The sequence below is a fragment of the Streptomyces sp. CNT360 genome, from assembly GCF_000424785.1.
The window spans coordinates 646,832-671,532 of the sequence record NZ_AUKO01000001.1 but is presented as its reverse complement, the minus strand read 5'-3'; the positions used below and the strand labels follow the sequence as shown (position 1 = coordinate 671,532).

Annotated in this window: 18 protein-coding genes; 13 read left to right on the top strand and 5 right to left on the bottom strand. The window is 71.6% G+C overall.

Annotated elements, in window-relative coordinates:
• Nucleotides 1-137: 137 nt before the first annotated feature.
• On the bottom strand, nucleotides 138-665 hold the full coding sequence (locus tag H297_RS40105; RefSeq protein ID WP_051351432.1) for a VOC family protein: 528 nt from the start codon (nucleotides 663-665) through the stop codon (nucleotides 138-140).
• A gap of 145 nt (nucleotides 666-810) precedes the next feature.
• Between H297_RS40105 and H297_RS34125 the strand changes: the two genes are divergently transcribed.
• From H297_RS34125 to H297_RS0102850, 6 genes are all read left to right on the top strand, one after another.
• A complete protein-coding gene (locus tag H297_RS34125) occupies nucleotides 811-2,199 on the top strand; it encodes an MFS transporter (protein WP_486589379.1) in 1,389 nt (462 codons plus the stop codon).
• A gap of 167 nt (nucleotides 2,200-2,366) precedes the next feature.
• Nucleotides 2,367-2,927, top strand: a complete 561-nt coding sequence (locus tag H297_RS34120; protein WP_037792525.1) for a helix-turn-helix domain-containing protein — start codon at nucleotides 2,367-2,369, stop codon at nucleotides 2,925-2,927.
• A 211-nt stretch (nucleotides 2,928-3,138) separates the two neighbouring features.
• On the top strand, nucleotides 3,139-3,891 hold the full coding sequence (locus H297_RS0102865; RefSeq protein ID WP_027735824.1) for a GntR family transcriptional regulator: 753 nt from the start codon (nucleotides 3,139-3,141) through the stop codon (nucleotides 3,889-3,891).
• Nucleotides 3,892-4,077: 186 nt separating this feature from the next.
• Nucleotides 4,078-4,263 carry a hypothetical protein gene (locus H297_RS0102860; RefSeq protein ID WP_027735823.1) on the top strand — a complete coding sequence of 62 codons (186 nt, stop codon included), beginning with the start codon at nucleotides 4,078-4,080 and terminating at the stop codon, nucleotides 4,261-4,263.
• 135 nt (nucleotides 4,264-4,398) lie between these two features.
• The gene (locus H297_RS0102855; protein ID WP_037792523.1) at nucleotides 4,399-7,005 is read left to right on the top strand and encodes a SpoIIE family protein phosphatase; all 2,607 of its coding nucleotides are present in this window, start codon (nucleotides 4,399-4,401) and stop codon (nucleotides 7,003-7,005) included.
• Nucleotides 7,006-7,279: 274 nt separating this feature from the next.
• Complete coding sequence (locus H297_RS0102850; RefSeq protein WP_027735821.1) at nucleotides 7,280-9,355, top strand: ATP-binding SpoIIE family protein phosphatase; 2,076 nt, start codon at nucleotides 7,280-7,282, stop codon at nucleotides 9,353-9,355.
• 124 nt (nucleotides 9,356-9,479) lie between these two features.
• On the opposite strand, the gene H297_RS0102845 is transcribed toward H297_RS0102850, so the two are convergent.
• The 4 genes from H297_RS0102845 to H297_RS0102830 all read right to left on the bottom strand — a co-directional run bounded on the left by H297_RS0102845 (nucleotide 9,480) and on the right by H297_RS0102830 (nucleotide 13,482).
• The gene (locus tag H297_RS0102845; RefSeq protein ID WP_027735820.1) at nucleotides 9,480-10,268 is read right to left on the bottom strand and encodes a succinate dehydrogenase/fumarate reductase iron-sulfur subunit; all 789 of its coding nucleotides are present in this window, start codon (nucleotides 10,266-10,268) and stop codon (nucleotides 9,480-9,482) included.
• Complete coding sequence (locus H297_RS0102840; protein ID WP_027735819.1) at nucleotides 10,265-12,244, bottom strand: fumarate reductase/succinate dehydrogenase flavoprotein subunit; 1,980 nt, start codon at nucleotides 12,242-12,244, stop codon at nucleotides 10,265-10,267. The genes H297_RS0102845 and H297_RS0102840 overlap by 4 nt, the downstream gene beginning before the upstream one ends.
• Nucleotides 12,245-12,268: 24 nt before the next feature.
• Complete coding sequence (locus tag H297_RS0102835) at nucleotides 12,269-13,120, bottom strand: hypothetical protein (protein ID WP_027735818.1); 852 nt, start codon at nucleotides 13,118-13,120, stop codon at nucleotides 12,269-12,271.
• 74 nt (nucleotides 13,121-13,194) lie between these two features.
• Nucleotides 13,195-13,482 carry a hypothetical protein gene (locus H297_RS0102830; RefSeq protein ID WP_027735817.1) on the bottom strand — a complete coding sequence of 96 codons (288 nt, stop codon included), beginning with the start codon at nucleotides 13,480-13,482 and terminating at the stop codon, nucleotides 13,195-13,197.
• 621 nt (nucleotides 13,483-14,103) lie between these two features.
• Here H297_RS0102830 and H297_RS34115 point away from each other — a divergent pair.
• From H297_RS34115 to H297_RS0102795, 7 genes are all read left to right on the top strand, one after another.
• Nucleotides 14,104-16,470, top strand: coding sequence for an ABC transporter family substrate-binding protein (locus H297_RS34115; RefSeq protein ID WP_051351431.1), 2,367 nt, complete (start codon nucleotides 14,104-14,106; stop codon nucleotides 16,468-16,470).
• 219 nt (nucleotides 16,471-16,689) lie between these two features.
• A complete protein-coding gene (gene typA, locus H297_RS0102820) occupies nucleotides 16,690-18,561 on the top strand; it encodes a translational GTPase TypA (protein ID WP_027735816.1) in 1,872 nt (623 codons plus the stop codon).
• A gap of 390 nt (nucleotides 18,562-18,951) precedes the next feature.
• On the top strand, nucleotides 18,952-20,562 hold the full coding sequence (locus tag H297_RS0102815) for an ABC transporter substrate-binding protein (protein ID WP_027735815.1): 1,611 nt from the start codon (nucleotides 18,952-18,954) through the stop codon (nucleotides 20,560-20,562).
• A gap of 89 nt (nucleotides 20,563-20,651) precedes the next feature.
• The gene (locus H297_RS0102810) at nucleotides 20,652-21,581 is read left to right on the top strand and encodes an ABC transporter permease (RefSeq protein ID WP_027735814.1); all 930 of its coding nucleotides are present in this window, start codon (nucleotides 20,652-20,654) and stop codon (nucleotides 21,579-21,581) included.
• On the top strand, nucleotides 21,574-22,524 hold the full coding sequence (locus H297_RS0102805; protein WP_027735813.1) for an ABC transporter permease: 951 nt from the start codon (nucleotides 21,574-21,576) through the stop codon (nucleotides 22,522-22,524). The genes H297_RS0102810 and H297_RS0102805 overlap by 8 nt, the downstream gene beginning before the upstream one ends.
• Nucleotides 22,487-23,518 carry an ABC transporter ATP-binding protein gene (locus tag H297_RS0102800; protein WP_037792520.1) on the top strand — a complete coding sequence of 344 codons (1,032 nt, stop codon included), beginning with the start codon at nucleotides 22,487-22,489 and terminating at the stop codon, nucleotides 23,516-23,518. Before H297_RS0102805 ends, H297_RS0102800 begins: the two co-directional genes overlap by 38 nt.
• Nucleotides 23,511-24,566 carry a dipeptide ABC transporter ATP-binding protein gene (locus H297_RS0102795; RefSeq protein ID WP_027735811.1) on the top strand — a complete coding sequence of 352 codons (1,056 nt, stop codon included), beginning with the start codon at nucleotides 23,511-23,513 and terminating at the stop codon, nucleotides 24,564-24,566. Before H297_RS0102800 ends, H297_RS0102795 begins: the two co-directional genes overlap by 8 nt.
• Nucleotides 24,567-24,701 lie beyond the last annotated feature (135 nt).

Here is a 24,701-nt window from a genome sequence, read left to right as displayed (position 1 = left end):
CCGCTGCCCGCTGCCCGCTGCCCGCTGCCCGCTGCGTTGCCGCTGGCCACTGCCCTTGCCTGCCCTCGCTGTTGTCCTCGGCGCTGCTGCTGCTCTCGCCGTTGGCTCGGCGCATGCGCCGCTTCGCCGCCGCTGCCTCAGTCGAGCGCAGGATCCCCTGACACCGGTGCGGGCGCCGGCGCCGGCACCGGATCGCGACCGAACACCCACGGGGCGAGGACGAGGTGCCAGCCGTCCGGGTCCTCGAAGAGGGTGGCGCCGCGGGTGGGCCAGTAGGGGTTGGCGGCGGCGACGGGGCGGTGGCCGCGTGAGGTGAGGTGGGCGACGGCGCGGTCGTGCGCGGCCGGGTCCGCCAGGTAGAGGACCAGTTGGTTCTCGGGGTGGGGCTCGGGGATGCGGGGTGGGGCGCCGTGCCGGGTGAGCTCCATGTGGACGGGGGTGCCGGGCAGTCCGAGGACGAGGCCGTCGTAGCCCGCGTGGCCGCGCCACTCCGCGAGGACGGGCAGGCCCAGGTCGTCGGCGTAGAAGGCGCGTACGGCGTCGAAGCGCGCGGTCGGGCGGGCGAACCGTACCGCGCCGACGGAGAGATGGTCCGGCCAGAGGGCGGCCGGACTGTCGGCAGGGAGGCGATCCGGTCGGCGGTCGGGGCGGGGCGGCGTGTCCATGTGCGGTCACGGTGCCAGGCCGGGAAGGGGGCGGCCTCCGTCCAGCGGACCGCCGCGTCTCGGCCATGGGGACCAGGACCCCCGCTCCCGCGACACCACCAAATATCTCTTTGACGGTCCCAGGCGCGTGCCGCACACTCCTCGCGTGACCACTGATCTGCCCGGCCCCGCCGACGGAACCCACCGCACCGTGCTGCGCACACTCCTGCGCCGGCGCGCCTTCCGCGGGCTCGCGCTCGGGCGCGCCCTCACGTTCTTCGGGAACGCGATGGCGCCCGTCGTCCTCGCCTTCGCGGTACTGGACGCGGGCGGCTCCGCGGTCGAGGTGGGGCTCGTCGTCGGCGCACGGTCGGTCAGCAACGTGGTGCTGCTCCTCCTCGGCGGGCTCCTCGCCGACCGGTTGCCCCGGGCGCTGGTGCTCCAGGGCGCGGCCCTCACTGCCGCGCTGGTGCAGGGCGGGGTGGGGCTCGCGGTCGTGACGGGTCGGGCACCCATGGGGGTGCTGGTGGCTCTCAGCGTGGTGCAGGGCGCGGTGGCGGCCGTCTCCGTACCGGCGTCGGCGGCGCTCATCCCGCGGACCGTGCCGGCCGGCCGACTCCGGCCGGCCAACGCGCTGTCCCGGATGGGGGTGAACGCGGGGATGATCGCCGGAACGTCGTCGGGCGGGCTGCTGGCCGCCGTGGCGGGCCCCGGCTGGGGCATGGCCCTCGACGGGGTGGCCTTCCTGGGAGCCGCCCTCGCCTACCGGGCGGCAGGGCGGGCGCTCACCCCGTCCCGGGCGGCCGACGGGCAGGGGAAGGGGAGCGCACAGGAGGCGGCCGTCGCGTCGGCGGGCCCGTGGCGGGAACTGCGCGAGGGCTGGTCCGAGCTCGTCTCCCGGCCCTGGGTGTGGGTGGTCGTGAGCCAGTTCTTCGTGGTGAACGCGGTGGCGGCCGGGGGCATCCAGGTGCTGGGGCCGACCGTCGCCGATGCGACGTTCGGCCGTACGGTGTGGGGGTTCGTGCTGGCCACCCAGATGGCTGGGGCGCTGGCCGGCGGACTGCTGGTGGCCCGCTCCCGGGCACGGCACGCCCTGCGGATCGGTGTCGCCGTCGTCGCGCTGGACGCGTTGCCGCTGCTCGCGCTGGCGCAACCGTCCGGTGTGGCGGTCCTGTTGGCGGCGATGTTCGTCAACGGGCTGGCCATCGAGCAGTTCGGGGTGGCCTGGGACCTCTCGTTGCAGGAGAACATCCCGCAGGAGAAGCTGGCCCGCGTCTACTCCTACGACGCGCTCGGCTCCACCCTCGCCCTCCCGCTGGGGGAGATGGCCGCCGGGCCGCTCGCCGAACGGTACGGGCCGCGCGCGACGTTGGTGGCCGGCACCGTGCTGGTCGCGCTGGTGACCGCCGGCGCCCTGTGCAGCCGCCAGGTGCGGAGCCTGACGACGGGGACGCCGCGTGCGGTGACCGGTGCGCCGGAGCCGTCGCCGTCCGGGCCCGCCGCGGAGGGGTCCGGTGCGGCGGGGACCGGTGCGGACGGGGCCGCGGCGCGGTGAGGGAAACTGGCCCGATGCCCTCTCCACCCCGCCGACGGCTCCGAACCGGTGCAGAGACCGGAGCCGGTGCACAGGCCGAACCCGAGCCCCGCCCCGGAGCGGAGGCCGCAAACGGGACCGGAAGCGGAACCGGTACCGCTTCGAGCACCGGCTCCGAGGTGTCCGGGGTGCCGGACGGGACCTCGGTCGCGGATCTGCGGGTGCTCGCCCATCCGCTGCGGTTGCGCCTGCTGTCCCTGCTGACGGGCCAGGCCCACAGCGCGGCCGAGGCGGCGCGGGTTCTCGGGCAGTCGCAGGCCAACGTCAGCTACCACCTGCGCCGGCTGCACCGGGCGGGGCTCGTCGAGGCGGCGGGGGAGGTCGCGGTGCGGGGCGGCAGGGCCAAGCGGTACCGGCACGATCCCGACAGCGGCGAACGGCTCGGTGGGGGCGCCCCGCAGGGGGTCGACGCCTACCTCTCGCTGGCCGGTGCCCTCGGTGAGGAGTTGCGGCGGCGCACGGCGCGGCGCGACACGTCCGTACGGGGAGAGATGACGGACGCCGAGGTCTGGTTGCCGCCGCAGGTGTGGGCCGAGGTGCGCGAGGGCGCCCGGGAGTTGAGTGAGGTGCTGCACCGTCAGGCCCTTCCGCCGGGGACGCGGGAGGCGGTCCGGGTCAGCGCGACCATGGTGCTGTTCGCGATGGAGAGCGACGACTCGGTCGTCGATTCGGCCGGCTCGGCCGACTGACGTCAGGGCATCGACGGCGGCGGTGCCGGAGGGGTCCGGCCCCCGGTGTGTCCTCAGATGTGGGGGCTCTGAGCAGGGTCTCATCACATCGGGTGAAACTTTGGCCGACCGTTGCGGCCAACAACCCTCTGTTGCCAAGCTGTTGCTGACCGTCAGCATTACGTTGTACGACCCAGCTCATGCTGGTCAGGCCGGAACGGGGAGGGCACGCGTGCCATTCGGTGAACAGCCCGCATATCTGCGTGTGGCGTCGGACCTCCGCAAGAAGATCACCGACGGCTCCCTCCCTCCGCACGCCCGCCTCCCCTCGCAGGCCCGCATCCGGGCGGAGTACGGCGTCTCCGACACGGTCGCACTGGAGGCCCGCAAGGTGTTGATGGCCGAGGGGCTGGTCGAGGGCCGCTCCGGCTCGGGCACCTACGTGCGTCCGCTGCCGTCGGCGCGCCGGGTCGCCCGCACGGGGTACCGGACGCTGGGGGAGTGCACCCCCTTCCGTCAGGAGCAGTCCGACGAGCTGGTGCAGGGCACCTGGGAGTCGCAGAGCGAACAGCAGGAGGCGTCCTGCGAGGTGGCCGAGCGGCTGTTCATCGAGGCGGGCGACAAGGTGATGCGTACCCGGTACGTCTTCCAGGTGGAGGGGGAGGCGGTGATGCTCTCCACCTCGTTCGAGCCGCTGGCGGTGACGGGGCGGACGCCGGTGATGCTGCCGGAGGAGGGCCCCTTGGGGGGCCGCGGTGTGGTGGAGCGGATGGCGGCGATCGACCTGGTGGTCGACAACGTCACCGAGGAGGTCGGCTCCCGGCCCGGCAGGGCGGAGGAGATGACGGCGCTGGGCGGAGTCCCCGGGCACGCGGTACTGGTGGTCGCCCGTACGTACTTCGCGGGTAAGCGGCCGGTGGAGACGGCGGACGTGGTGGTGCCGGCCGACCGCTTCAAGCTCTCCTACCACTTGCCGGTGAGGTGACGGGGTCACTGCCGCGGGTGCCCGTCCGGGCTCCTTCTCCCGTCCTTCTGTCGTCGCTGTCCGTCACCGTCAGGCGGTGCTCTCCCGGGGGTGCCGGGTCCGGGGAGGCGAACAGACGGCCGAAAATGTTGGCCCATTGTGCAAACCTGAATGCACTGAGTGAGGGCCCCGCGTAAGCTCCGGCATATGCGAAGTGCGAGCGGTGACAGCGAGGCGGTGCGGCCCTGGCAGCTCATACGCCAGGACTGCCACGGCAACCGCTACCGCGTCGGCAGCTACGCCACCCGGGCGGAGGCCGAGCACCTCGCGGAGCGGTTGGCGGAGCGGGGCGAGGGCTATCTGGTGGAGCACCACAGGGCCGACGAGCCCTAGCGCGCCGTCAGCAGGCGATCGGCCGACGGTCATGGGGATAATTGCCCCACCTTGACCGGTACCGCCCGGATCCCCAGCGCCGGGCCCGGCGACCGGCCGAGCCTGCCATCCGGATCCCGACCAGGGGCGTGGGCCGTGAGCACCGAAGGCGCCGACGGGGCGAGAAGGGCGACCTCGCTCCTGGACACTCTCCGCATCGGGATCGTCATGCTCGACGGGCGAGGCGCCGTCCTGCTGTGGAGCCCCACCACCGAGGACATCCTGGGCTGGTCCGCCGCGGAGATGATCGGGCGCCCCATCGAGGAGATCATCGAGAGCAGCGCCGACGAGCGCCTGGCACGCCGGGAAGCGCTGCGCCGCACGCACACCTGGCGCGGCAACCTGGCGATCCGGCACCGGAACGGGCAGTCCGTCGAGGTCGAGGGCCGCGGCGCGCTGCTGCGGGACACCGACCGCAACCGCTTCGTCCTCGCCAACATCATGGAGACCAGCCGGCTGCGCGCGGTCGAGCACGACCTGGCGGCGCTGGACGCGGTGTTCGCCTCCTCACCGCTGGGCATCGCCCTCTTCGACACCGACCGGCGCTTCGTCCGCTTCAACGACGCCCTGCTGCGGCTGACCGGCGCGCGGGACGGCCACCTGCACGGCCGCCGTGTCGGCGCCCTGCTGCCCGCCGCCGCGGCCGAGGAGGTCGAGCAGATCCAGGCCGGCGTGCTGGAGACGGGGCGCTCCGTCGTCGACGTCGTCCTCCCGGCGCCGGACGGGCGCGGCGTCCACTCCGTCTCGTTCGCGCGGCTCACCGACCGTGGCGGCCAGGTGCTCGGGGTGAGCTGCACCGTCGTGGACGTCACCGAGCGGCTGGAGGCGCTCAACAAGGCGGAGGCGGCGCGCGGACGGCTGGCGCTGCTGGACGATCTCGGAGTGGCGCTGGGCGACCGGCTCGACGTGCGGGCCATCGCGCAGTCGCTCGCCGCAGCCCTGGTGCCGCGCTTCGCCGACTACGCGACCGTCCTGCTGCGCGGCGAGGTCGCCGCAGGCGGAGACCTGCCCGAGCCGGTCATCCCCGTCGGTACGCCCCTCCACCAGCTCGGGTTCGCCTCCCGGCACACCGGGGAGGCGGTGGAGCGGCTGCTGCGGCTCGGCAGCGAGATCGTCCACGAGCGCGACTCGCTGCTCGGCCGGGCGCTGGACAGCGGCGAGGTCCAGCTCGCCGACTCGCCCGAGGAGATCCGGCGGATCACCCGGCCCGGCGACCCGAGGACCGCCGCCACTGTCGAGCTGGGCGTGCACTCGCTGATGGCCGTACCGCTGCGGGCCCGCGGCACCGGGCTCGGGCTGCTCCTGGTCAGCCGCACCGGCGACCGGGCGCCCTACGTGGACGACGACCGTGCGCTCGCCGTCGAGCTGGCCGAGCGCTCCGCCACCTTCCTCGACAACGCGCGCCTGTACGCGCGCGAGCGCGAGGGTGCGCTGATGCTCCAGCGCAGCCTGCTGCCCCAGCGGATCCCCGAGCCGCCCGGCGTCGTGCTGGCGTACCGCTACGTGCCCGGCAGCAGCGGCACGGAGGTGGGCGGCGACTGGTTCGACGTCATCCCGCTGCCCGGCGGGCGGGTCGCCTTCGTGGTGGGCGACGTGATGGGCCACGGGCTGCACTCGGCCGTCACCATGGGCCGGCTGCGCACCGCCGTACGGACCCTTGCCGGGCTCGATCTGCCGCCGGACGAACTGCTCGCCCGCGTCAGCACCGTCGGCGAGGACCTCTCCCACGGGCCGGACGAACCGCTGATGGCCACCTGTCTGTACGCCGTCTACGAGCCGGCACCCACCTCGGCGGGCAAGCGCTGCGGGGTGCTCACCCTGGCCAGCGCCGGGCACGTGCCGCCGCTGCTGGTCACGCCCGAGCAGGACGGCGGCTGCCGGGTGCGGCCCCTCGACCTCCCCTCCGGCACCCCGCTCGGCGTCGGCGGTCCCGCCCTCGGCGGAGGGTACGAACTGGCCGAGACGGAGGTGCTGGAGGGCAGCGTGCTCGTCCTCTACACCGACGGACTCGTCGAGAGCCGGGGCGAGGACATCACCGCGGGCATCGACCGGGTGTGCGGGCTGCTGGCCGGCCCCCGGCACCGCCGCACCGGGCCCGGCTCCGGCGGGCCCGGCGCGGGGTCCGACCAGGACTGCGGGTCCTTCGTATCGCCGGGCCCCGTCGAGGACACCGGCTGCGGCGGCATCGAGAACGCGTGCGACACCCTCATCGGGTCGCTGCGCGCGCAGGGCGGGCGGGTCAACGGCCAACTCAGTACCGGGGACGACGTGGCGCTGCTGATGGCACGGCTCGGCGGGCTGCCGGGCGACACCGCCGCCTCCTGGTCGTACACCGCGGAGAGCTACGCGGTGCGGCGCGCCCGTGAGGACGTACGGCAGACGCTGCGCGAATGGGGCATCGCCGATCTGGAGGACACCTGTGTCCTGCTGGTGAGCGAGTTGGTGACGAACGCGCTGCGGTACGCGCACGGTCCCGTCGGGGTGCGCATCGTGCGCGACACCGGGCGGGAGGGCCTCGCGCAGGAGCGGCTGCTGGTGGTGGAGGTCTCCGATCCGATGCCCGAGCCGCCGCGCGAGCGGGTGGTCACGGAGGAGCAGGAGGGCGGCCGGGGTATCCAGTTGGTGGCCATCCAGGCCCACCGCTGGGGCACCCGGCTCGGGCCCGAGGGCAAGACCGTGTGGTTCGAACTGCTGCTCCCCTGACGGCGCTTCACCGCGTTCGGCCCCGGTGGCGTGGGGTGATGCCGGAGGAGTACGCGGACGGCCTGCGGTTCGGGCAGCTCTCCTGGGGTTCGACACCCCTCCGGCTGGTTAGGAGACAGGGGTGGCCCTCGTGGACAGCGGGGGGTATGCGCATGGTGCCTCGTCGCGGCAAGGAGACTTGTTGTGGTGATCGGAAAGAGCGGGCTCCGGATTCCCCTCCGAGCTGCCAGACTGCTCGGACCGGAGGCGAGCACCGGCAGTGGAAGGGGCGGCATTGAGCGATATCCCGGTGGAGGCGGCCGGTAAGCAGGACGACGTACGTCGTGCCCTGGCGCTGCTGAACGCCGCAGGCGCGCGGATCGGCAACTCACTGGACCTGGAGACCACGGCGCGCGAACTGCTGGACGTGGCCGTGCCGCAGTTCTGCGACCTGGCGTCCGTCGATCTGTACGAGAGCGTGCTGGCGGGGGACGAGCCCCGCCCCGTCGGCCCCCCCGGCCCCGACGACGCGGACGGCTTCGGCGACACCGCCGCGGGCACCGGTACGGTCGTGCACCCCGCCACCGCAGGAGACACCGCCACAGGCGGGACCACCCCCACGGACACAGCCACCGCCTCCGGTACGGACGCCGCGGCCGCGGTGCCGGCACCCGCCCGCCGCACCGGGCTGCCCCGGCGGCGGCGCAGCCCGCTCGGGGCCCCCCGCGGCGAACTGCGCAGAGTGGCCTTCGCCAGCGCCGTCGCCGACGCCCCGTACGCCCTCGGCCTCCCGGAGGAGAGCGCCCGGGCGGAGGACGAGCGGAGCGCCGGCGCGGCCGGTGCCACCGGCTCCGCCCCCACGGGCGGCCCGCAGCCGGGACAGCCCGCCGAGGTCGGCTCCACCCACTGCTACGCCGAGCACTCCCCGTACGCCACCGCGCTGCGCACCGGGCGGGTGCAGAACATCGCGGGGCAGGACGGCAGCGTGCCCGCCCAGTTCGGTGCCGTCGTCCAGTCGACGCTCGCCGTCCCCATGGTGGCCCGCGACCGGGTGCTGGGACTGGCGCAGTTCTCCCGCGCCAAGGGCAGCGAACCGTTCGGCGAGCGCGACGGCGCGCTGGCCGCCGAACTGGCCGCCCGCGCGGCCGTCTGCATCGACAACGCCCGCCTTTACCGCAGGGAGCACGAGCGCGCCCTGATACTGCAGCGCAGCCTCCTGCCGCCGGGTGACCCGGAGGCGGCCGGGCTGGAGATCGCCTGCCGGTACCTGCCGGGCAACCCGGCCACCGAGGTGGGCGGCGACTGGTTCGACGTCATCGAACTGCCCGGGCACCGCACCGCCATCGTCGTCGGCGACGTGATGGGACGCGGGCTGCGCGCGGCCGTCGCCATGGGCGAACTCCGCACCGCCGTCCGCACGCTGGCGCTGACCGACATGGAGCCCGCCGAAGTCCTCGGCGCCCTCGACGAGATCGCCCGCGGCCTCGGTGACGCCCGCCGCCAGCAGCACACCCAGCGCGCCTACCGCGGTGCCGACGCCGACCTGTCCGAGGTCTACCTGGCCACCTGCATCTACGCCGTCTACGACCCCGTCTCGGGGCGCTGCACCTTCGCCAACGCCGGCCACCTGCCGCCCATCCTGCTGGAGCCGGGCGAGCCCGCGCTGCTGCTGGAGGTCCCCAAGGGGGTGCCGCTGGGGGTCGGCGGGGAACCGTTCGAGGAGGTGGAGGTCGAACTGCGCGAGGGCGCGATGCTCGCCCTCTACACCGACGGCCTGGTCGAGTCCCGCGATCACCCGCTGGACGAGGGCCTGGACCGCTTCCGTTCGGCCCTCACGGACGCCGCCGAGCCGTTGGAGGACGCCGCCGACCGGGTCCTGCGCACCCTCAACGTGCACCACGGCGAGGACGACATCGCGCTGCTGGTCGCCCGCGTGGAGGGGCTGGACGGCGCCCAGGTCGGCGACTGGACGCTGCCGCCCGAGCCGCGCTCGGTGGCCCGCGCCCGCGAACTGGCCCGCGAACAGCTCGCCGCCTGGGACCTGGACGCCCTGGGGGACACCACCGAACTGCTGGTGAGCGAACTGGTCACCAACGCGCTGCGGTACGGCGAGGGCAACATCCGCCTCCGCCTGCTGCTGGAGCGCACGCTGGTGTGCGAGGTGTGGGACGCCGGACAGGTGCAGCCGCGCCGCCGCCGCGCCCACGACACCGACGAGGGGGGCCGCGGTCTGCAACTGGTCGACCTGCTCAGCACCGGCTGGGGCAGCCGCCGGGTGCCCTCCGGCAAGGCCGTGTGGTTCCAGCTCCCCCGCCCCGAGTCCGGTGCCGTGGCCCCGGACCCCACCGAGGCCCTGCTCAATCTCTTCTGAGAGCTGTTTCGGGGGCGTGCCCGCCCGGGCGGCCCACCGGAGCCGGCCGTCGGCTTCCTCGCGGCGCCGCGCGGGGAGCTGACGGCCCCGGCCCCGGAGCGGTTGCCCGGGGCCGGACGGGACGTCATCCCTGGCGTCGGCGGATCTTGTTGCCGAGCCAGACCAGCGGGTCGTACTTGCGGTCGGCGGCCCGCTCCTTGAGGGGGATGAGCGCGTTGTCGGTGATGCGGATGTGCTCCGGGCACACCTCGGTGCAGCACTTGGTGATGTTGCAGTAGCCGAGCCCGTGCTCGTCCTGCGCGGTGGCCTTGCGGTCCAGCCCCTCCCGGTCGGCTGCGTCCAGCGGGTGCATGTCCAACTCGGCGACCCGCATCAGGAAGCGCGGCCCGGCGAAGGCCGCCTTGTTCTCCTCGTGGTCGCGGACCACATGGCAGGTGTCCTGGCACAGGAAGCACTCGATGCACTTGCGGAACTCCTGCGAGCGCCCGACGTCCTCCTGCTGCATCCGGTACTCGCCGGGCCCCAGGTCCTGCGGCGGGACGAAGGCGGGCACCTCCCGGGCCTTGCGGTAGTTGAAGCCGACGTCGGTGACCAGGTCCCGCACCACGGGGAAGGCCCGCAGCGGGGTCACGGTGATGGTCTCGGCGCGGTCGAAGACCGACATGCGGGTCATGCACAGCAGCCGCGGCCGCCCGTTGATCTCGGCGCTGCACGAGCCGCACTTGCCCGCCTTGCAGTTCCAGCGGACCGCCAGGTCGGGTGCCTGGGTGGCCTGGAGGCGGTGGATGATGTCGAGGACGACCTCGCCCTCGTTGACCTCGACGGTGAAGTCCTCCAGACCGCCGCCGTCCACATCGCCGCGCCAGACCTTGAAGTGCGCGTCGTAGCTCGTCGTGTCCGGTGCGGTAGTCACTCGCTCGTCAGCTCCTCGTCGGTCAGGTACTTGATCAACTCCTCCTTCTCGAACAGCTCAAGGAGGTCCTTGCGGATCGGCGGCATCTCGCGGCGGCGCAGGCTGATCCGGTCGGCGCGGCCGGCCTCGTCCTGGGCGGCCAGCGTGCAGACGAGGTTGGCGCGGCGCCACTCGCGGTCCATCTCGGGGTGGTCGTCGCGGGTGTGCCCGCCGCGCGACTCGGTCCGGTTGAGCGCGGCGCGGGCCACGCACTCGCTGACCAGCAGCATGTTGCGCAGGTCCAGCGCCAGGTGCCAGCCGGGGTTGAACTGGCGGTGCCCTTCCACCTGGAGGCGGCGCGCCCTCTCCCGCAGTTCGGCGAGGCGTTCGAGGGCCTCGCTCATCTCCTCCTCGCGCCGGATGATGCCGACCAGGTCGTTCATGGACTGCTGGAGCGCCTGGTGGACGGCGTACGGGTTCTCCCCGGCCCGCTCCTGGCCGGAGCCCGCGTGGTCCGCCTCGTCCGCCGCCTGTGTCCCGAAGGGGAGCACCGCCTCGGCCGCCGCCGCGTCGATCTGCGCGGCGTCGACCGTGGGGCGCTTCTCCGCGCACGCCCGCGCGTACTCCGCGGCGTGCAGGCCCGCCCGGCGGCCGAAGACCAGCAGGTCGGACAGCGAGTTGCCGCCCAGCCGGTTGGAGCCGTGCATACCGCCCGCCACCTCGCCGGCCGCGAACAGCCCCGGCACCCCGTGTGCCGCCGCGGTGTCCGAGTCGACGTCGACGCCGCCCATCACGTAGTGGCAGGTGGGCCCGACCTCCATCGGCTCGGCCGTGATGTCCACGTCCGCCAGCTCGCGGAACTGGTGGTGCATCGAGGGCAGCCGCCGCTTGATCGTCTCCGCGGGCATGCGGGTGGACACGTCCAGGAAGACGCCGCCGTGCGGGGAGCCGCGCCCCGCCTTCACCTCGGCGTTGATGGCGCGGGCCACCTCGTCGCGGGGCAGCAGCTCGGGCGGGCGGCGGTGGTTGTCGGGGTCCTCGTACCAGCCGTCGGCCTCCTGCTCGGACTCGGCGTACTGCTCCTTGAAGACGGCCGGTACGTAGTCGAACATGAACCGCTTGCCCTCGGAGTTGCGCAGCACCCCGCCGTCGCCGCGCACCGACTCGGTGACCAGGATCCCCTTCACCGACGGCGGCCAGACCATCCCGGTGGGGTGGAACTGCACGAACTCCATGTTGATCAGCGAGGCGCCGGCCAGCAGCGCCAGCGCGTGCCCGTCACCGGTGTACTCCCAGGAGTTGGAGGTCACCTTGAACGACTTGCCGATGCCGCCGGTCGCCAGCACCACCGCCGGTGCCTCCAGCACGAAGAAGCGGCCGCTCTCGCGCTCGTAGCAGAACGCGCCGCTCACTCTGCCGCCACCGTCGCCGCTGTCGCCGCCGTCCCCGCCGTTCACGTCTTTCAGGACCCGCGTGACGGTGCACTCCTGGAAGACTTTGATGCGCGCCTCGTAGTCGCCGCTCTCCTTGAAGTCCTCCTGCTGGAGGGAGACGACCTTCTGCTGGAGCGTACGGATCAGCTCCAGCCCCGTGCGGTCGCCGACGTGGGCCAGGCGCGGGTACTCGTGGCCGCCGAAGTTGCGCTGCGAGATCCGCCCGTCCTTCGTACGGTCGAACAGGGCGCCCCAGGTCTCCAGCTCCCACACCCTCTCCGGGGCCTCGCGGGCGTGGAGCTCGGCCATGCGCCACTGGTTCAGGAACTTGCCGCCGCGCATGGTGTCGCGGAAGTGGACCTGCCAGTTGTCGCCCTCGTTGACGTTGCCCATGCTGGCGGCGATCCCGCCCTCGGCCATCACCGTGTGGGCCTTGCCGAAGAGGGACTTGCAGATCACCGCGGTGCGCAGCCCCTGTTCGCGGGCCTCGATCGCGGCGCGCAGACCTGCTCCGCCCGCACCGATGATGACGACGTCCCACTGCTGGCGTTCGACGTGTGCCATGTCGCTGATTTCCCTCTCAGATCCTCAGAAGAAGCGCGGGTCGCTGAAGGCGCCGGTGGCCAGCAGATAGACGTAGAAGTCCGCGAGCGCCACGCTGATCAACGAGGCCCAGGCGAGCAGCATGTGCCGCTCGTTGAGCTTTCCGACCCAGCCCCACATGCGGTAGCGCACCGGGTGCCGGGAGAAGTGCCGCAGCCTGCCGCCCACGATGTGGCGGCAGGAGTGGCACGAGAGGGTGTACGCCCAGATCAGCACGATGTTGACGAGGAAGACCAGGGTGCCCAGGCCCATGTGCCCCCACGCGTACTCCTCGTTGCGGAAGCCGAGCAGGGTGTCCCAGGTGAGCACGAGCGCGACGAGCAGCGCCGCGTAGAAGAAGTAGCGGTGGATGTTCTGCAGGATCAGGGGGAAGCGCGTCTCACCGGTGTACTTCTTGTGCGGCTCGGCCACCGCACAGGCCGGGGGAGAGGCCCAGAACCCGCGGTAGTAGGCCTTGCGGTAGTAGTAGCAGGTGAGCCGGAAGCCCAGCGGGAAGATCAGGATGAGCAGCGCCGGTGAGAGCCCCCACCACTCGCCGAACAGCGCCCAGTTGGGCCCGCCCCGCATCGTCGTGCAGTTGTCCGCCAGGCAGGGTGAGTAGAACGGCGAGACGTAGGGCGCGTGGTAGTAGTCGGTGTTCGCGAACGCGCGCCACGTGGAGTAGACGACGAACGCCAGCAGCCCGGCGGCGGTCGCCGCGGGGGCGAGCCACCAGCGGTCCTTGCGCAGATGGGGCGCGGCGATGTCCGCGCGGGTGCTGGAGCGCACCCCGGTGGCTCGGGGGCCCGCGAGGGGGCGGGGCCCCGTGTTCTGTTGGGGTTCGGTGCCAGTGGCCAACGGAATCTCCGGAAGAGACGACAGGGGTCAGGGCGGCAAGGGCCTGCCGTGGTGGACTCGCAGTATCCACCGCATCACGGTGCGTGCCGGTCGCGCGCCCCGAGCCCCTCGTCGTCGACGTCCGTCCACAGGCCCGGGTCGTAGGGCTGGTCGGAGATCGTCACCATCCCGGCATGCGGCTCGACGGCCTGCCGCGGCGCGGTGGCTCTCAGCAGGGAGAGCGACTCCTTCAGGTGCTCGGTGTCGCTGCGCACCCGCCGGATCTCCAGTCCGCTCCCGAGGTGCGTCTCCAGTCGGCTGACACAGCGGGCGAGATCGTCCAGACAGCGCTGAGCGGCCGTCAGATCGTCGTGCAGAGACATGAGTTGCCCACCTCCGCAGGGTGGCGGTCGGCTGTGGTCCATGCGCCTGGTGAGTGTTGCGCGTCACACTCCCCGTTGTGAAGAGTGCGGCACGCCTTTCCGTCCGTACGAGTCACACCTGGGGGAACGCCACCTTGACCCGTACGGGTCGAAGCCTTCCTGTGCCGGGCGCGCGGATCGCCCGCACTGCGGGGCCGCCGGGATCGCGAGCAGCCCCCGTCGGCTGGCCGGCCACGGAGGGTGAGGGTCGGCCATGAGGCGGGGGGCTGCCGGGATCCGCCCGGCAGGACGAGTTCTGTGTGTGCCCCGGCCCGGCCCGGCCAGTCCCGCCCCGCCGTGACTCGTCCCGTTCCGGCCTGTCCTGTCCCGGTCCCTCTCTCGGGGAGTGGCCGCCGGCGGCGCGTGCCGTCCCCCGTGCTCCGCACGGGTGGCATGCGGGGGTCCATGTGCGGGGGTCGGGGGTGTCGGGGGTTTGGGCGGCCGGAGAGTGGGGCGAAAAGATGTGATGAACCGCAAAAACCGCCGAAAGAGGATGTAGCGGGCGCGCGGTCAGCCCCGGAGGTTTCAAGCATGCGAGCCGTCCCAGCCGAGTCAGCGCGGCCCCCGAGGCCGTCACAGCCAGTGGAGCCCCTCCGCCAGCGGCCCGGGGGCCAGGACACCCGTGGCCGCCGGAGCCGCGGCGGGGCCCGGCGATGGGTCGCCGCCGCGGTCGCCGGGGTGCTGCTGCCCCTGCCGCTCGCCGCGTGCGGCGCGGGCTCGGACGGGGAGGACGGCGAGGCCGGGTCGGGTATCGGCAAGCACTCGGCGGACGCCAACGGCGACGTCCACGGCACCGACCGGCAGCAGGTCTCCTCCGGCGGCACCGTGCGCTGGGCGGTGGACGCCGCTCCCACCACCTTCAACGTCTTCCAGCCGGACGCCAACGAGGCCACCAAACGGGCCGCCGGGGCGGCGCTGCCCACGCTCTTCGCCCTGGACGAGCACGGGAAGCCGCAGGTGGACACCGACTTCCTCGGCAGCGCCGAGGTCACCGGGACCGAGCCGCGCCAGACGGTCGTCTACAAGCTCAACCCGAAGGCGCGCTGGAGCGACGGCCGCCGCATCTCGGCGGCCGACTTCCAGGCCCAGTGGAAGGCGCTGCGCGGCAAGGACAACGCGTACTGGACGGCGCGGAACGCCGGATACGACCGGATCAGGTCGGTCGCCCGCGGGGACGGCGCGGACGAGGTGAAGGTGGTCTTCGCCAAGCCGTACGCGGACTGGCGCTCGCTGTTCACCCCGCTCTACCCGGCACAGGCGATGAGCAGCCCGCACGCCTTCAACGACGGCTCCCGCACCGGCCTGGCCGCCTCCGCGGGACCGTTCCAGGTCGCCAAGGCGGGCAAGGACCGCGCCCGCACCGTCCTGACGCGCAACCCCCGCTGGTGGGGCGGGCGCGCGAAGCTGGACCGCCTCGTGCTGACGGCGGTGCCCCGCGACAAGCGGGCCGAGGCGCTGACCGCGGGACAGGTGGACGTCGCCGACATCAGCGGCTCCGCGGCGAAGCGGATCGGCACCGCGAACGGACTCGGCGGCCCCGGGCAGCCCGGCGGGAAGCGCGCGGGCAAGTCCGACAAGCAGCAGGCCGAGCTGCGCGAGGCACGCCGCCGCAAGGCCCGTAAGGAGCTGGGCGCGGCGACGGCCAAGCAGCTGGGCTCCTACGAGGTGCGCCGCGCGCTCGATCCCGCCTACACCCAGCTCGCCCTCAACGGCTCCCGCGGGCCGCTGGCCGACGAGCGGGTGCGCCGCGCGGTGGCCCGCGCCCTGGACCGCGGCAAGCTGGCCGAGCAGGCGCTGAAGGACACCGGGCTGCCCCACGACGCGCTCGGCAGCCATCTGCGGATGACCAACCAGGACGGCTACCAGGACAACAGCGCCGCGTCGGGCGGGAAGGACGTCGACTCCGCGCAGTCCCTGCTGGCCGACGCCGGGTGGAAGAACGGCGGCTCCCTCGTCCAGGGCGAGGGCAAGCAGGGCGGCGGCAAGCCCCCGCAGGGGCAGGGCGCGAAGTCCGGCGAGGGCGCCGGGGCCCACGGGGGCGGGGGCACCAGGAGCGAGGGCAGTGACGGGAACAGGGAGGACGAGGGGCAGGGCGGGCCCGCGGAGCCACCCGCCGCCGGGCCCCCGCAGGCGGGGGCCCGCGCGCCCTACCGGGCCGAGGCCGAAGCCTCCGTCGCCAGGCTGTCGGCGGCGCAGATCGCCCAGGTCGTCGACAAGCCGCTGAGCCTGACCGCCTCCACCACCACCCAGCGCGGCGCCCTGCTCACCCAGGCCGCGCACGCGCGCCTGGCGGAGGCGGAGCAGTCCGGCTCCGAGCTGAAGCTGAGCCGGGCGAAGGCGGCGCTCAAGACGGCGGAGAAGGTGCAGGCCACCGCGGCGGAGATGCGGGCGCTGAGGGCGGACCCGGCCGGTGCGGTCCGCAGCAAGGGCGGCAAGCCCCTCGCACTGCGGTTCGTCCTGCCCCAGGGCGAGGGCTCTGCACAGTTGCGGTCCACCGGTGAGCGCATCGCGCGGATGCTGGACGAGGTCGGCATCCGTACGCAGATCAAGGAAGTGCCCGGCGACAGCTTCTTCAAGGACCACGTCGCCACCGGCGACTACGACCTGGCGCTGTACTCGTGGCCGGCGACGGCGTTCCCCGCGACCGAGGCGAGGCCGATCTTCGCCAAACCGCGGCCCGCCTCCGACGGCTCGCTGCTGGTCGAGCAGAACTACGCGCGGGTGGGTACCGACCAGATCGACCAGCTCTTCGAGCAGGCCGCCGGAGAGCTGGACGACGGGAAGCGCAGGGAGCTGATGGAGAAGGCGGACTCCCGGATCTGGGCGGTCGCCGGCGCCCTGCCGCTCTACCAGCGTCCGCAGCAGGTGGCGGTCAAGCGGAACCTGGCCAACGTGGGCGCCTTCGGCTTCAGCACCCCCCGCTACCAGGACATCGGCTACCGCGGCTGACCGGACCGGCACCGCAGGCCCACCCCGCGCGCAGCGCCGGACGGGAGCCCCGCAGCGGCCCCGTCCGGCGCTCGGCGTCGCGGCCCGTACCATGGTTGACGAGGCCGCGGCGAGCCGAGCCCGGCGTCAGGGCCCGCAGCCCGGCCCTCACCAGGGCTGGGGAGCGCCCGGCCGGTGGCCGGGGAGCGCCCGATCCGTCAACCCGGGAGACACCTCGCAGTGCCCACGCGCCACGACATCCGCAACGTCGCCATCGTCGCCCACGTCGACCACGGCAAGACGACTCTCGTCGACGCCATGCTCCGGCAGTCCGGAGCCTTCGCGGCCCACCAGCTCGAATCCGTCGACGACCGGGTGATGGACTCCAACGACCTGGAGCGCGAGAAGGGCATCACCATTCTCGCGAAGAACACCGCGGTCCGGTACCACCCCAAGGACGGCGGCGATCCCGTCACCATCAACATCATCGACACCCCCGGCCACGCCGACTTCGGTGGCGAGGTCGAGCGCGGGCTGTCGATGGTGGACGCCGTCGTGCTGCTCGTCGACGCCTCCGAGGGCCCCCTGCCGCAGACGCGCTTCGTGCTGCGCAAGGCGCTCCAGGCGCGGCTTCCGGTCATCCTCTGCGTCAACAAGACCGACCGGTCCGACGCCCGTATCTCCGAGGTCGTGGACGAGACCTACGACCTCTTCCTCGACCTGGACGCGGACGAGGAGCAGATCGAGTTCCCGATCGTCTACGCCTGCGCACGCGACGGCATCGCCTCGCTGACGCAGCCGGCCGACGGCACGGTGCCCGCGGACAGCGACAGCGTGGAGCCGTTCTTCACTACGCTGCTGGAGACGGTGCCCGCGCCCGCCTACGAGGAGAACGCGCCGCTCCAGGCGCACGTCACCAACCTCGACGCCGACAACTTCCTCGGCCGGATCGCGCTGCTGCGCGTGGAGGCGGGCGAGCTGAAGAAGGGCCAGACCGTGGCCTGGATGAAGCGCGACGGCTCCGTGCAGAACGTGCGGATCACCGAGCTGATGATGACCGAGGCGCTGACCCGCAAACCGGCCGAGAAGGCGGGCCCCGGCGACATCTGCGCGGTGGCCGGCATCCCGGACATCATGATCGGTGAGACGCTCGCCGACCCGGAGAACCCGGTCGCGCTGCCGCTGATCACCGTGGACGAGCCCGCGATCTCCATGACGATCGGCACCAACAACTCGCCGCTGGTCGGCAAGGGCGGCAAGGGTCACAAGGTCACCGCGCGGCTGGTGAAGGACCGGCTGGACCGCGAGCTGATCGGTAACGTCTCGCTGCGCGTGCTGCCTACCGAGCGCCCCGACACCTGGGAGGTGCAGGGCCGCGGCGAGCTGGCGCTGGCCATCCTGGTCGAGACGATGCGCCGGGAGGGCTTCGAGCTGACCGTGGGCAAGCCGGAGGTCGTCACCCGCGAGATCGACGGCAAGACGCACGAGCCGGTCGAGCGCATGACGATCGACGCCCCGGAGGAGCACCTGGGCGCGATCACCCAGCTCATGGCCGCCCGCAAGGGCCGCATGGAGACCATGACCAACCACGGATCCGGCTGGGTGCGGATGGAGTGGCTGGTCCCGGCGCGCGGCCTGATCGGCTTCCGCACCGAGTTCCTGACCGAGACCCGGGGCACCGGTATCGCGCACTCGATCTTCGAGGGGCACGAGCCGTGGTTCGGCGAGCTGCGTACGCGGCGCAGCGGGTCGCTCGTCGCGGACCGGGCGGGCAAGGCGACGCCGTTCGCGATGATGAACCTCCAGGAGCGCGGCACCATCTTCATCGAGCCCGGCACCGAGGTGTACGAGGGCATGCTGGTCGGCGAGAACTCCCGTTCCGACGACATGGATGTCAACATCACCAAGGAAAAGAAGATGACCAACATGCGCGCGGCCTCCGCCGACACGACGGAGAACCTGGTGCCGCCGCGGAAGCTGTCGCTGGAGCAGTCCCTGGAGTTCTGCCGCGAGGACGAGTGCATCGAGGTGACCCCGGAGACGGTACGGATCCGCAAGGTCAACCTCGACATGAAGGAGCGGGCCCGCGCAGCGGCGCGCGCCAAGCGGTGACGGAGCGTCGTCGTTCCGCCCGTCCGTGACACGGCCGGGCGTGAGACAGGGGGCGGTACCCGCCGGGGTGCCGCCCCCTGGGTGTTCTCCTCTGTCCGGATAACGGGTGTGCAACCCGGTTTTCTGCCCGTATTGACCGCATTCCCACCGCGCTTCTCATCGGTTAACGGACAAGCGGATGTAGGTGTAATCAAACCGAGACTCTTCACATCTGGTCCACACGGGGGGTGAGGGCGGATAGTGAGTGCATCAAGCTCGGGTACAAGGGTCACGCACCGTCATGTGGGCGCCGACTCAGCGAGCGTGGGGGCGTGTTGCGACGGTTCGGCGTGTTCGTCGGCCAGGCACCGCCCCCTCTCCCTTGGTGAACGACTCTGAGGAGGTCGCTCCATGCGTGGTGCGAAGACGATGCAGTGGTCCGCTTTGGCGGCGTCCGTGGCGCTGGCCGCCACGGCGTGCGGTGGCGGCTCGGGTGACAGCGGCAATGCGGCGGGGAAGCCTGCGGGGTACGTCTCGATCGACGTCACCGAGCCGCAGAAACCTCTGGTGCCGGGCAACACCAACGAGACGCAGGGCGCCTACGTCATCAACTCCCTCTTCACCGGCCTGGTGAAGTACGACTCCAAGGGCAAGCTGCAGAACGCGAACGCCGAGTCGGTCACCTCCGAGGACTCCAAGACCTGGACGGTCAAGCTCAAGAAGGGCTGGAAGTTCCACAACGGCGAGGACGTGACGGCGCAGTCGTACGTCGACGCGTGGAACTGGGTCGCCAACATCAAGAACAACCAGCAGAACAGCTTCTGGTTCGACGACATCAAGGGCTACGAGGACGTCCACCCGGACAAGGGCGACGCCAAGAGCGAGAAGATGTCGGGGCTGAAGGTCAAGGACGACCACACCTTCACCATCGAGCTCAAGCACCCGGTCTCCTACTTCAAGCAGAAGCTCGGCTACTACACCTGGGCCCCGCTGCCCAAGGCCTTCTACAAGGACCCCAAGAAGTTCGGCCAGAAGCCGGTCGGCAACGGCCCGTACACCTTCCAGAAGTGGACCCACAAGAAGCTCATCCAGGTCAAGGCCTGGAAGGGCTACAAGGGCTACAACAAGGCCAAGAACAAGGGCCTCCAGTTCAAGAACTACTCCGGCTACGAGGGCGCCTACCAGGACGTGCTCTCCCACACGCTGGACATCAGCCCCCAGGTCGCGCCGAAGGACCTGCCCAAGCGCAAGAGCGACTTCGGTGGCCGCGCGATCGACCAGCCGTTCGCGGCGACGCAGACCATCACGCCGGCGTTCTACTCGAAGTCCTTCAAGGACGTCGACCCGAAGGTGCTGCAGGGCCTGTCGATGGCGATCGACCGCAAGACGATCACCAAGACCGTGCTCAACGGCACCCGCGTCCCGGCGACCGGCTTCATGCCGCCGATGGTGAAGGGCTACCAGAAGCTCGACACCGACATCTTCGACTACAACCCGAAGAAGGCGAAGAAGCTCATCAAGGAAGGCGGCGGCGTTCCGGACAACAAGGTCTCGATCCAGTTCAACGCCGACGGCGGCCACAAGGAGTGGGTGACCGCGGTGTGCGGCTCGATCCGCAAGGCCACCGGCGTCAAGTGCGTGGGCGACTCCAAGCCGGACTTCCAGACGGACCTGGACGCCCGTGACGCCAAGCAGGTCAAGTCCTTCTACCGCGGCGGCTGGGTGGCCGACTACCCGCTGAACGTCAACTTCCTCAAGGAGCTGTACAAGACGGGCGCCCAGACGAACTACGGCTACTTCTCCGACAAGGAGATCGACGGCCTGTTCGACAAGGGCGACAAGGCCAAGGACCTCGGCAGCACCGTCAAGACCTACCAGGAGGCCGAGCGCAAGCTCGTGGACAAGATGCCCTCCATCCCGATGTGGGACTACGCGGCCAACGTCGTCCACACCGACGGTGTCGACAACGTCAAGGTCAACTACAAGGGCGACGTCGAGCTCTCGGACGTCACCGTCAAGTAAGCCCGCGCGCCCGCGTTCCCCGGACCGCCGCCCCGCCCTTCGGGCGGCGGTCCGGGGCGCGAGTTCCGTAGATTCGTAACGGAGGCACTATGGGGCGCTATGTCGCGCGGCGACTGCTCCAGATGATCCCGGTCTTCATCGGGTCGACCCTGCTGATCTTCTGCATGATGTTCGCGCTCCCCGGAGACCCGGTGCGCGCCCTGTGGGGCGAGCAGTCCGCTGACCCGGCGCAGATGGCGGCGATGAAGCACAAGCTCGGCCTCGACCTGCCGCTGTGGCACCAGTACTGGAACTACCTCACCGGCCTGTTCCAGGGCGACTTCGGTACCCAGATCGCCAGCCAGCGGCCGGTGGCCGACGTGATCGCGCAGGCGTTCCCGGTGACCATCCGGCTGACCCTCTTCGCGTTCGTCTTCACCGTCGTCGCCGGCATCCTGCTCGGTCTCCTCTCGGGGCTGCGGGCGGACAAGATGTTCGACCGGGTGGTGCTGTTCTTCACCCTGCTGCTGATCTCGGTGCCCAGCTTCGTGCTCGGCTTCCTCTTCCAGTACCTGTTCGCCTTCCAGCTCGGCTGGGTCACCCCCACCGTGCAGGACTCGGAGAGTCTGGGGCAGTTGCTGCTGCCGGCGGTGGTGCTCGCCGCCCTGTCGCTGGCGTACGTCACCCGGCTGACCCGGACGTCCGTGGCGGAGAACCTGCGAGCCGACTACATCCGCACCGCGATCGCCAAGGGACTGCCGCGCCGCCGGGTGGTCGGCGTCCACCTGCTGCGCAACTCGCTCATCCCCGTGGTGACCTTCCTCGGCACCGACATCGGCTCGCTGATGGCGGGCGCCGTCGTCACCGAAGGCATCTTCAACGTTCCGGGCGTCGGCAACGCCGTCTACGAGGCGCTCAACCGGCGCGAGGGCTCGACGGTCGTCGGCATCGTCACGCTGATCGTCATCGTCTACCTCGTCGCAAGCCTGCTCGTCGACCTGCTTTACGCGGTCCTGGACCCGAGGATCCGTTATGACTGAGACCCTGAACGTGCCCTCGGCAGCGCCCGCGGGGCTCCCGGACCCCTCGGGCAAGGACGCGAAGAACACCGGCGACGCCAAGGCCCGCAGCCTGTGGAACGACGCGTGGCACGACCTGCGCCGCAAGCCGCTGTTCCTCGTCTCGGCGGTGCTGATCGCGGTGCTGGTCCTCATGGTGGCCTTCCCCGGGCTGTTCACCTCGGCCTCGCCCACCGCAGCCGACCTGACGCAGCACTACCAGGGAGAGCCGCACTACTCGCACCTGTTCGCGGAGGACTGGTTCGGCTACGACGGACAGGGCCGTTCCGTGTGGGCCCGCATGGTCTACGGCGCGCGCGCCTCCGTGCTCGTCGGCGTGCTGGTGACGCTCTTCGTGACGGTGCTGGGCGGCATCGTCGGACTGGTCGCCGGCTACTTCGGCGGCTGGATGGACAGCCTCCTGTCCCGGATCACCGACATCTTCCAGGGCATCCCGTTCCTGCTGGGCTCCATGGTCGTGCTGACCACCTTCGCCGAGCGCAGCGTGTGGGTCGTCATCGCGGCGCTGCTCTTCCTGGGGTGGACCCAGATCGCCCGCGTCGCCCGCGGTGCGGTGATCACCGTCAAGCAGAGCGACTACGTGCACGCGGCGCAGTCCCTGGGCGCGAGTACGCGGCGCATCATGTTCCGGCACATCGTGCCGAACGCGCTGGCGCCGGTCATCGTCGTCGCCACCACCGCGCTCGGCGGATACATCGCAGCGGAGGCCACGCTCTCCTACCTGGGCATCGGCCTGGCCGACCCGACGGTGTCCTGGGGCATCGACGTCTCCGCCGGCAAGGACTCCCTGCGCACGGCCCCCCATGCGCTCATTTCCCCCGCTGTCATGGTTTCCCTGACCGTGCTGGCGTTCATCATGCTCGGCGATGCGGTCCGCAACGCCCTCGATCCCAAGAGCCGTTGAGGGAGGCGCGCCCCACATGACCCTGCTCGAAGTGCGGGACCTGCACGTCGATTTCCACACCCGGGACGGCATCGTCAAGGCCGTCAACGGCGTGAACTACAGCGTCGAGCCGGGCGAGACCCTCGCCGTGCTCGGCGAGTCCGGCTCCGGCAAGTCGGTGACCGCGCAGGCGGTCATGGGCATCCTCGACATGCCGCCCGGACGCATCCCCAAGGGGGAGATCCTCTTCCACGGCCAGGACATGCTCACCATGTCCAAGGAGGAGCGCCGCAAGATCCGCGGCGCGCGCATCTCGATGATCTTCCAGGACGCGCTCTCCTCCCTCAACCCGGTGCTGACCGTGGGATACCAGCTCGCGGAGATGTTCCGCGTGCACCAGGGCGCCTCCCGCAAGGAGGCCAAGGCCAAGGCCGTCGAGCTGATGGACCGGGTGAAGATCCCCGCCGCCAAGGCCCGGGTGGGGGACTATCCGCACCAGTTCAGCGGCGGCATGCGGCAGCGCATCATGATCGCGATGGCGCTGGCGCTGGAGCCGGATCTGATCATCGCGGACGAGCCGACGACGGCGCTGGACGTCACGGTGCAGGCCCAGGTGATGGAGCTGCTGTCGGATCTGCAGCGGGAGTACGACATGGGGCTCATCCTGATCACCCATGACCTGGGCGTGGTGGCGGACGTGGCGGACAAGATCGCCGTGATGTACGCGGGCCGCATCGTGGAGACGGCTCCGGTCAAGGAGCTGTACAGGGCGCCGGCCCACCCGTACACCAAGGGCCTGCTCGACTCCATCCCCCGGCTGGATCAGAAGGGCAAGGAGCTCTACGCGATCCAGGGCCTGCCGCCCAACATGGCCAAGGTGCCCGACGGCTGCGCCTTCCATCCGCGCTGCCCGGTGGCCCGGGACGTCTGCCGCAGCGAACTGCCGCCGCTCGCCGAGGTCGGCGAGGGCCGCGGCAGCGCGTGCCACTTCTGGAAGGAGACCATCGATGGCTGAGCAGGCCGAGCAGGCTGCACGGCGCGAGCCGATCCTGGAGGTGCGGGACCTGGTCAAGCACTTCCCGCTGACCCAGGGGGTCGTCCTCAAGCGGCAGGTGGGCGCGGTCAAGGCCGTCGACGGCATCTCCTTCGACCTCTACCCGGGCGAGACGCTGGGCATCGTCGGCGAGTCGGGCTGCGGCAAGTCGACCGTGGCCAAGCTGTTGATGAACCTCGAAACCCCGACGTCGGGGACGATCCGCTACAAGGGCGAGGACATCACCAAGCTGTCCGGCCGTGCGTTGAAGGCGGTGCGGCGGAACATCCAGATGGTGTTCCAGGACCCGTACACGTCGTTGAACCCCCGGATGACGGTGGGCGACATCATCGGGGAGCCCTTCGACATCCACCCGGAGGTGGCGCCGAAGGGGGACCGGCGGCGCAAGGTGCAGGAACTGCTGGACGTGGTGGGACTGAACCCCGAGTACGTGAACCGGTATCCGCACCAGTTCAGCGGGGGTCAGCGCCAGCGGATCGGGATCGCGCGGGGGCTGGCGTTGCGGCCGGAGATCATCGTGGCGGACGAGCCGGTCTCGGCGCTGGACGTCTCGGTGCAGGCGCAGGTCGTCAACCTGATGGAACGCCTCCAGGACGAGTTCGGCCTCTCCTACATGTTCATCGCGCACGACCTGTCCATCGTGCGGCACATCTCCGACCGGGTCGGCGTAATGTACCTGGGCAAGATGGCGGAGATCGGCTCCGACCAGGAGATCTACGAGCATCCGACGCATCCCTACACGCAGGCGCTGCTCTCGGCGGTGCCGGTGCCCGACCCGGAGGCGGAGGGCCGACGGGAGCGGATCGTGCTGGAGGGCGACGTGCCCTCGCCGGCCAACCCGCCCTCCGGCTGCCGGTTCCGCACCCGCTGCTGGAAGGCGGAGGCACGCTGCGCTCAGGAGGTGCCCCTGCTGGCGGTGCCCTCGGTGTACGAGGGCTCGGACGGGGGAGTGGCCCACCCGTCGGCCTGCCACTTCGCCCAGGAGCGCAGCGCGGTCGTCGCGGCCTGAGCCTGCCCGCGGGCGTGGCGGGGAGCCCGCGGGCAGGTGGGGCCGGTTCCGCCGAACGGGTTCCGGGCCGGCGGGGCCGGGCACGGCAGCCAGGCATATGGTGACAAAAGGTGTTAAGTGGGTCGGAGTCGGACT